Genomic DNA, 8,020 nt, shown 5'->3' with positions numbered 1-8,020 from the left:
CTCTAATTATGGTCTTAGTCTGGCTCAAGTGGGACAAATTGATCAGGCTATCCCTAAAACTCTTCAGACTAAATCTGAAGGAAAACGAACTCCTTTCCGTCCTTGATCTCCAAAAAAAGACCCGTTTGAACCTCGCCGCCGTGGGGCTGAGTTCCCTGGTATGGGCCCTGGATATCCTTAGGCTCAAACTTATTGCCCTGGTCTTCGGCTGGCACCCCTCCCTCACCCTGGTGGCGGTCATATCCCTGGCCAATCTGGTCTTCGGGCTCTTGGCTTTTACTCCCGGAGGGGTGGGCATAGTGGAGGGAGGGCTGACCGGAGTGCTGCTCTATCTGGGGGTTCCTCTACCCCTTTCCCTTTCGGTTACCCTTCTGGAGAGGTTCATTTCTTATGGGTTGAGCACGGTGGTGGGTTTTATGGTCCTAGCCACCTCAGGAGGTATGGAGATATGGAAGGCCTTAAGATAGCCCTGGTTTCGGATTGGTTCTTCCCCAGCGTGGGAGGAATCGAATATCATCTTCATGACCTGGCTACGGAGCTCGTCCGGAGGGGACACCGGGTCCATCTCATCACCGGCAACGGAGATTATCCCGACGAAAACCTCCCCTATAAGGTCCATCGCTTTAAAGGACAACTAACCCTGGAAAGTTTTAAGGTGAATTTCGGCCCGGAGATGCTCAAAAATATCAACGAACTATACAAAAACGAACGCTTCGATATCACGCACAGTCATAGCTTCTATTCTCCTCTGGCCGTGACCGTGGCCAACCTTTCCTCGGGGATAAGAGGGGTCCCCAGCCTCTTGACCGGACATTCCCTCCTCGGAGATTCCTTCCTGAATCCTTTTTATGTAAGATTCTTGCGCCTATTTCTCCACAAGATCCATGCCTTCATAGCCGTAAGCGGAGCGGTAAAGAGGGACCTGGAGGCCATTCTGGGGAAAAACTCCGGGAAAAGAAAGATCCACGTTATTCCCAACGGCATAAATACCGATTTCTGGAAACCCGCGGCGGACAGATGGGCCTGGAAAAAGCGTCTGGGGTGGACCGAAACGGTCGTGATCACCGTCTCGCGTCTGACCAAAAGAAAAAGGGTGCACCTAATTCCTAGACTGGCCCGAGAGATCAGGTCAAGATACGGCCGAAGGGTTATCTTTCTGATCATCGGGGACGGTCCCGAGAGGCGAAACATCCAGGCCCTCATCCGGGAATACGGGGTGGAGGATACGGTCAAACTCCTGGGCAGACGAACGAGAGAGGAGGTTCGGGCCTATCTCCAGGCCAGTGACATCTATCTTTCCCCCACCATCTATGAAGCCTTCGGAATAGCCGCTCTGGAGGCCATGGCCTGCGGGGTCCCGGTGGTGGCCAATAACCACGGTGGAATAAGCGAAGTCGTGGAGCACGGAGCAACCGGTCTGGTTTCCTATAATGATGAAGAGCTCCGGCAGCATCTTCAGAACCTGATCGAAAACGAGGATCTGCGGAGGGAAATGGGGCAAAAAGCCCGCCGGAGGGCCGAGGAACGTTTCAGCTGGAAGAGATTGATCCCCGAGATCGTCCGTGTTTATGAGGACACCCTAAGCAGCGCCGAGCGAAGACTCTTTATGCTTTATCTTTTCCATCAGATGCTCAGGAAAAGGGCCCGTTCATGCCGGTATCCCTGACCTTTGACGTGGAGGAAGACTGCCCTCCCTATCTCACCTCCACCCGGGGCATGGAGGAGGGGTTGCCCCGGATCCTGGATCTTCTGGCCGAGCGAGGGATTCGAGGAACCTTCTTCTTTACCGCCCGTATGGCTCTAAAGTATCCCCGGCTGGTAAGACGGGTGCTTGAGGAGGGACACGAATTGGGCTGTCATGCCTACGACCACGAGCGTCTGGACCAGCTTCCCCGGGAAAGAGCCGCGGAGCTCATCCGACAGGCCCTGGAGGTATTGCGAGGCTTCGGGGAGGTAATTTCTTTCCGGGCCCCCAATCTCCAGCTCCCCCGGAATCTGCTGCCGGTACTGCGGGAAAACGGGATCCTGGTGGATTCCTCCCGGGCGGTTTACAAGGGCCACTGGCGGGTTTCGCGAGAGGAAGGAATCCTGGAGCTTCCGGTATCCGTAACCTCCTCGGTCTTGCGTTTACCCTGGAGCCTTCAGAAACCCCTGCATCTTTTTCTTCGGGAACCCCGGATCTATTTCGCCCACCCCTGGGAATTTGTGCCCATAAAAGGGGTCCGCCTGGACTGTCGTTTCCATACCGGGAATACGGCCCTGAGACTCCTGGCCAGACTCATCGATTTTTATCGCCAGAGGAAGACGCCTTTCCTCCTTCTAAGGGACTACCTGAGGCTTTATCCTTCCTCAGATCCTCACAGAGCTTGAGCCTTTCCTGATATTTACGGGCCAGATCCGCGATGGTAATGCGGGCAAGCGTCTCCCGGATAACCTCGGTCAGGAGATCCCATACGTCGCGCGTGGGGCATATAGGACTCATTTCACAGAGATCCGGGTAATGGACACAGGGGGTAACCCCTTCGTCTCCTTCGAGGATGGATACCACCTCCCAGACGGTGATCTCCTCCGGAGAGCGGGCCAGGGCATACCCTCCACGGGCTCCACGATGACTTTTAATTAGCCCGGCTTTTTTAAGAGGAATTATAAGCTGTTCAAGATATTTTACGGAGAGTTTTTGCCTTCGAGCTATCTCTCCCAGCTGCACCGGGCCTTTTTCGTGGTGCACGGCCAATTCCACCATCATTCGGGTACCGTATCGGCTTCTAGTGGTAATCCTCATATTGCCTTTTATAGATGCCAACTTCTCATTTTTCAATACGCTTGCAATCCATATAATATCAGTATATATTTTGGCAATAGTTTTTTGAAGACCCCAAGCAAGGAGACCGAAATGAACCGGAACTGGAGGTTTGAGACCCGCGTCATTCATGAGGGCATCCACCCGGAACGGTGGGAGGGGGCCACCCTTCCCCCCATTTATCAGACCGCCTCGCACCGGCATCCCACGGCGGAAAGCCTGCGCGAGGCCTTCGGCGGCCGAAGTGCGGACCACATCTATCTCCGGCTCACCAACCCCACCAACCGTGTGCTGGAGGAGAAACTGGCCGCGCTGGAAGGAGGGGCCGGAGCGGTGGTTACCTCCTCCGGGATGGCGGCCATCACCAACGCCTGTATGGCCCTCCTGCGCAGCGGGGACGAATTCGTGGCCGGAAATTCCCTCTTTATGTCCACCTATGTTCTTTTCGCCCAGGTATTCAAAAAGTACGGAATTACGGCCCGCTTCGTGGAACCCACGGACCTTGAGGCCATCCGGAAGGCGGTAAACGAGAGGACCCGTTTCATCTTCGTGGAGACCATCGGGAACCCCAAGATGGATGTTCCGGATCTCGCGGCCATCGCGGAAATCGCCCATGCCCACGGAATCCCCCTCCTGGTGGACAACACCCTGGCCACCCCTTACCTCTGCCGACCCCTGGAACTCGGAGCCGATGTGGTGATCCATTCCACCACCAAATATCTCAGCGGACACGGCTGCGCCACCGGAGGAGTGATCATCGACGGAGGACGCTTTGACTGGATGAATTCCAGGTTCGCCGAGGAATTTAAACCCTTCGTGGATCGGAAGGGCCCTCTGGCCTATCTGGACAAGGTGTGGCGGGAACATCACATCAACTTCGGAACCACCCAGAGTCCTTTTCACGCCTATCTCACCATGCTCGGACTCGATACCCTGGCCGTGCGCATGGAGCGCCACCTCGCTAACGCCATGGAGGTGGCCCGCTTCCTGGCCGAACACCCCCGGGTGAAATGGGTACGCTACCCCGGGCTTCCGGATCACCCCGACCGGGAGGTGGCGCAGAGACAGTTCCGGGGAAAGGGCTTCGGGGCCCTCATCGCCTTCGGCCTTGAGGACCAGGAAACCTGCTTCCGGTTCATCCAAAACCTGCGTCTTATCTTTAATCTGGCCAATCTCGGGGACTGCAAGACCCTCATCATCCATCCCTATTCCTCCCAGTACCTGTCTTTCCCCGAGGAGACCCGGCGCTACCTTTCCATTACCCCGGATCTTCTCCGTCTTTCGGTGGGCCTAGAGGCCGTGGAGGACATCTGCGAGGACCTGAGGCAGGCCCTGGATCGTCTTTAAGGGGTGAGGAGGCAATGAGTGAGTACATCACCCACGACCGCCGAGGCCGTTCGGTGGGTATCGTCCAGAAGAAATACTTTACCTTTGCCTATCCTCCGCATCTCTTTCCCCTGGAGTGCGGGGCCAAGCTGGGCCCCATTACCCTGGCCTACGAGACTTACGGTCAGCTCAATGCCGACCGCAGCAATGCCATCCTCATCCTGCACGCCCTCTCCGGGGACTCGCATGTGGCCGGGTATTACTCCGAAAACGACCCCAAGCCCGGCTGGTGGGACTTCATGGTGGGGCCGGGGAAGGCCATCGATACCGAGAAGTACTTCGTGATCTGCTCCAACATCCTGGGGGGATGCGCCGGAAGCACCGGTCCTTCCTCCATCAACCCCAACACCGGAAGACCTTATGCCCTGGAGTTCCCTTTTGTGACCATCGGGGACATGGTGCGGGCCCAGAGGGTGCTCATCGAGCACCTGGGCATCCGCAAACTCCTGGCGGTGATAGGAGGGTCCCTGGGAGGGATGCAGGTCCTGGAGTGGGCGCTTCGGTATCCGGAAATGGTCCATGCGGCCATCCCCATTGCCACCACCACCCGCCACTCGGCCCTGGCCATCGCCTTCAACGAGGTGGCCCGGCAGGCCATCATGGCCGATCCCAACTGGAGGGGAGGCAATTACTACGACGGTCCCCGACCGGAGATGGGCCTGGCCGTGGCCCGCATGATCGGCCACATAACCTATCTTTCCGATCGGGCCCTGCGGCGTAAGTTCGGCCGCCGGCTCCAGAATAAAAGCCACTTTTCCTTCGGCTTTGAGGTGGATTTCCAGGTGGAAAGCTATCTCCGTTATCAGGGACGGAAGTTCGTGGAAAGGTTCGACGCCAATTCCTTCCTCTATATCACCAAGGCCGCGGATTATTTCGATGTGAAACGCCAGCACGGAGAAGGGTCCCTGGTCAAGGCCTTCTCCAAGGCCCGGGCCCGTTTTCTGGTCATCTCCTTCTCCTCGGACTGGCTCTACCCCACCTATCAGTCCCGGGAGATGGTCAAGGCCATGAAGAAAAACGAACTGGACGTGAGTTTCTGTGAGATCGAGGCCGACTGGGGTCACGATGCCTTTCTCATCCCCAACGAAAAATTCGAGGAGCTGGTGCACAGTTTTCTGGAGAGGGTCAGCCGTGAGTTTGAGCCTTAAGGATCTGCGTTTTGATCTTCAGATCATCGCCTCCTGGATCGAGCCCGGATCCAAGGTCATCGATCTGGGCTGCGGCCGGGGCGACCTCCTCCTTTATCTGCGGGAGCACAAGGGGGTCAAAGGGATCGGCATCGAAAAGGACGAGGCCGAGGTGAGAGAATGCATCCAGAAGGGACTCACCGTGATTCAGGGGGATCTCAACCAGGAGGTGCTGGACTATCCGGATCAGGCCTTCGATTATGTCATTCTGAGCCAGACCCTCCAGCAGATCTACACCCCGCACCTCCTTCTCCCTTCTCTTCTGAGGATAGGCCGGAGGGTCATCGTGAGTTTTCCCAACTTCGCTCACTGGACCATCCGTCTGGATCTCCTGCTCCACGGTCGGGCGCCCAAGAATCCGCAGCTTCCCTACGAATGGTACGACAGCCCCAATATCCGGGTCATCACCATCAGGGACTTCCGGGAGTTCATCCACCGGCTGGGATATCGGGTGATCCGGGAGGCCCCGGTAAGTACCTATAACCAGGATCGACAGGGAAAGATCGTGAGAAGATGGGCCAACCTGCGGGCCACCTACGGAATATTCATGGTGGGGAAGGAAGAAAATGGGCGAAAAAACGGGAATTAACTGGTACGGCGAACTCCATGCCGTGGTCCGGGAACTTGCAGAAACCTGGGAGGAGAGGGCCTACTGGGACGAGGCCGGCCCCATTCCCATCCCCTCGCAGGAGGAGGTCATCCGCATCCTTAAGCGGGCCCGAAGGATCCTCTTTCCGGGGTACTTTTCCTCGGCCAATATCAATCCGGAGAATCTCCCCTATTACCTGGGGGAGGAACTCAATCTCCTTTTTGAGGAACTTTCCCGCCAGATCAACCGGGCTTTCCGTTATCAGTCCCTGACCCGTGCCGGGAACCCCCCGCCGGGGGTGCGGGGAGAGGACCTGGCCCTCAGGTTCATCCAGCGACTTCCGGAGGTGAAACGCCTGCTCCTTACGGATGTGGAGGCCGCCTTCATGGGAGATCCGGCAGCCAAAAGCCGGCAGGAGGTCATCTTCTGTTATCCCGGTTTTCTGGCCATCACCGTCTATCGGCTGGCCCATGAACTTTACCGGCTGAAGGTCCCCTACCTTCCGCGTATGATGACCGAATACGCCCACAGTCTCACCGGGATAGACATTCACCCCGGGGCCACCATCGGTGAGAGCTTCTTCATCGACCACGGCACCGGGGTGGTCATCGGAGAGACCACGGTCATCGGAAAAAGGGTGCGCATCTACCAGGGCGTAACCTTGGGGGCCCTTTCGGTCCCCAGGGAGGCGGTGGAGGAACTGCGTTATCGCAAGCGCCATCCCACCATTGAGGACGATGTCATCATCTATTCCAACGCCACCATCCTGGGCGGAAATACGGTCATCGGCGCCCGTTCCATCATCGGAGGAAATGTCTGGATCACCGAGAGCATCCCTCCGGACACCAAGGTCTTTCTCAAGAAACCGGAACTGCGTCTTTTGCGGCGCAAAAGAGAGAAGTCTTCGGGAGGAATACTATGATCTGCGAGAGCATCACCGGGGTTATCGGGCGCACCCCCCTGGTGCGTCTTAAGCGCGTCGGCGAAAACCTGGATGTGGAGATTTACGGCAAACTCGAGGCCCAGAATCCTCTTTCCAGTGTCAAGGATCGCATAGGCTGGGCCATGATCGAGGATGCGGAAAGGAGGGGGCTTCTCAGGCCCGGAGGAACCATTATAGAACCCACCAGCGGAAACACAGGGATAGCCCTGGCCTTCGTGTGCGCGGAAAGAGGGTATCGTCTGGTCCTTACCATGCCGGAGACCATGAGTCTGGAGAGAAGGGCTATTCTGAGGCATCTGGGAGCGGAGCTGGTGCTTACCCCCGGGGAGCTGGGCATGCGGGGAGCGGTGGAGAAGGCCCTGGAGCTCAGCCGGAAGATCCCCGGATCTTACATGCCCAACCAGTTTGCCAACCCGGCCAATCCGGAAATCCATCGTCGCACCACCGCGGAGGAGATCTGGGAGGACACCCAGGGACGGGTGGACATCCTGGTGGCCGGGGTAGGCACCGGGGGGACCATTACCGGGGTGGCGGAGGTGCTCAAGGCCCGGAAACCGGACTTTCGGGCCGTGGCCGTGGAGCCCGCGGAGTCTCCGGTCCTTTCCGGAGGAAAACCCGGGCCGCACAAGATCCAGGGTATAGGTGCGGGATTCGTGCCCCCTATCCTGAACCTCAAGATCATCGACGAGATCGTTCGGGTGCGTTCGGAGGAAGCCATAAGAATGGCCCGGGAGGTGGCCAGGAGGGAGGGCATCCTCTGCGGTATCTCCTCCGGGGCCGCGGTGTGGGCGGCACTTCAGGTGGCCCGGCGGCCGGAAAACCGGGGCCGGGTCATCGTGTGCATCCTTCCCGATACCGGCGAACGCTATCTGAGCACCGATCTTTTTGACCTGGGCCTTTGAGTTCCTCTTCGGGGTTATCGCCTTGTTGGGGCCTCAGGATCGGTTAAAATTTTAATTGTTGCGCCCGTAGCTCAACTGGATAGAGCGTCGGACTTCGGATCCGATGGTTGGGGGTTCGAATCCTCCCGGGCGCGCCAGAGGCCTAAAATAGCCGCTGGAAGGTGCTGGACCCCTTATTCTGGACCGGCTGGCACTCTCCGATATTGGCATTGG

At 57.7% G+C, this 8,020-nt stretch carries 9 protein-coding genes and 1 tRNA gene; 9 read left to right on the top strand and 1 reads right to left on the bottom strand.

Annotated features, from left to right (window positions below):
* The 3 genes from F8J34_RS00225 to F8J34_RS00215 all read left to right on the top strand — a co-directional run.
* A partial coding sequence (locus F8J34_RS00225; RefSeq protein ID WP_297055076.1) for a flippase-like domain-containing protein occupies nucleotides 1-467 on the top strand: 467 nt, incomplete at its 5' end.
* Nucleotides 449-1,666: a glycosyltransferase family 4 protein gene (locus F8J34_RS00220; protein WP_297055073.1), complete on the top strand. Its 1,218-nt coding sequence runs from the start codon at nucleotides 449-451 to the stop codon at nucleotides 1,664-1,666. The genes F8J34_RS00225 and F8J34_RS00220, both read left to right, overlap by 19 nt.
* A complete protein-coding gene (locus F8J34_RS00215; RefSeq protein WP_297055070.1) occupies nucleotides 1,651-2,370 on the top strand; it encodes a polysaccharide deacetylase family protein in 720 nt (239 codons plus the stop codon). The genes F8J34_RS00220 and F8J34_RS00215 overlap by 16 nt, the downstream gene beginning before the upstream one ends.
* On the opposite strand, the gene F8J34_RS00210 is transcribed toward F8J34_RS00215, so the two are convergent.
* Nucleotides 2,279-2,782 carry an Rrf2 family transcriptional regulator gene (locus tag F8J34_RS00210; protein WP_297055067.1) on the bottom strand — a complete coding sequence of 168 codons (504 nt, stop codon included), beginning with the start codon at nucleotides 2,780-2,782 and terminating at the stop codon, nucleotides 2,279-2,281. The two genes, F8J34_RS00215 and F8J34_RS00210, sit on opposite strands and share 92 nt — an antisense overlap.
* Before the next feature lie 111 nt (nucleotides 2,783-2,893).
* Here F8J34_RS00210 and F8J34_RS00205 point away from each other — a divergent pair, with 111 nt between their 5' ends.
* The 6 genes from F8J34_RS00205 to F8J34_RS00180 all read left to right on the top strand — a co-directional run bounded on the left by F8J34_RS00205 (nucleotide 2,894) and on the right by F8J34_RS00180 (nucleotide 7,944).
* The gene (locus tag F8J34_RS00205) at nucleotides 2,894-4,147 is read left to right on the top strand and encodes an aminotransferase class I/II-fold pyridoxal phosphate-dependent enzyme (RefSeq protein ID WP_297055065.1); all 1,254 of its coding nucleotides are present in this window, start codon (nucleotides 2,894-2,896) and stop codon (nucleotides 4,145-4,147) included.
* A 14-nt stretch (nucleotides 4,148-4,161) separates the two neighbouring features.
* Nucleotides 4,162-5,334, top strand: a complete 1,173-nt coding sequence (locus F8J34_RS00200) for a homoserine O-acetyltransferase (protein ID WP_297055062.1) — start codon at nucleotides 4,162-4,164, stop codon at nucleotides 5,332-5,334.
* A complete protein-coding gene (gene metW / locus F8J34_RS00195; protein ID WP_297055059.1) occupies nucleotides 5,318-5,962 on the top strand; it encodes a methionine biosynthesis protein MetW in 645 nt (214 codons plus the stop codon). Before F8J34_RS00200 ends, metW begins: the two co-directional genes overlap by 17 nt.
* Entirely contained in the window at nucleotides 5,940-6,884 is a 945-nt protein-coding gene (gene epsC, locus F8J34_RS00190) for a serine O-acetyltransferase EpsC (protein ID WP_297055056.1), read from the top strand. Before metW ends, epsC begins: the two co-directional genes overlap by 23 nt.
* Nucleotides 6,881-7,807: a cysteine synthase A gene (gene cysK / locus F8J34_RS00185; protein ID WP_297055054.1), complete on the top strand. Its 927-nt coding sequence runs from the start codon at nucleotides 6,881-6,883 to the stop codon at nucleotides 7,805-7,807. The genes epsC and cysK overlap by 4 nt, the downstream gene beginning before the upstream one ends.
* A 60-nt stretch (nucleotides 7,808-7,867) precedes the next feature.
* A tRNA-Arg gene (locus F8J34_RS00180) sits at nucleotides 7,868-7,944 on the top strand.
* Nucleotides 7,945-8,020 lie beyond the last annotated feature (76 nt).

The sequence above is a fragment of the Thermosulfurimonas sp. genome (assembly GCF_015491435.1).
Taxonomy (GTDB): domain Bacteria; phylum Desulfobacterota; class Thermodesulfobacteria; order Thermodesulfobacteriales; family Thermodesulfobacteriaceae; genus Thermosulfurimonas_A.
This window is presented reverse-complemented; position numbering and strand designations above follow the sequence as displayed.

What these genes read in the sequence shown, in the direction of transcription:
- F8J34_RS00220 (WP_297055073.1), top strand. Translation starts at nt 449, where the DNA reads ATGGAAGGCCTTAAGATAGCCCTGGTTTCGGATTGGTTCTTCCCCAGC.
- F8J34_RS00215 (WP_297055070.1), top strand. Translation starts at nt 1,651, where the DNA reads ATGCCGGTATCCCTGACCTTTGACGTGGAGGAAGACTGCCCTCCCTAT.
- F8J34_RS00210 (WP_297055067.1), bottom strand. Translation starts at nt 2,782, where the DNA reads ATGAGGATTACCACTAGAAGCCGATACGGTACCCGAATGATGGTGGAA.
- F8J34_RS00205 (WP_297055065.1), top strand. Translation starts at nt 2,894, where the DNA reads ATGAACCGGAACTGGAGGTTTGAGACCCGCGTCATTCATGAGGGCATC.
- F8J34_RS00200 (WP_297055062.1), top strand. Translation starts at nt 4,162, where the DNA reads ATGAGTGAGTACATCACCCACGACCGCCGAGGCCGTTCGGTGGGTATC.
- epsC (WP_297055056.1), top strand. Translation starts at nt 5,940, where the DNA reads ATGGGCGAAAAAACGGGAATTAACTGGTACGGCGAACTCCATGCCGTG.
- cysK (WP_297055054.1), top strand. Translation starts at nt 6,881, where the DNA reads ATGATCTGCGAGAGCATCACCGGGGTTATCGGGCGCACCCCCCTGGTG.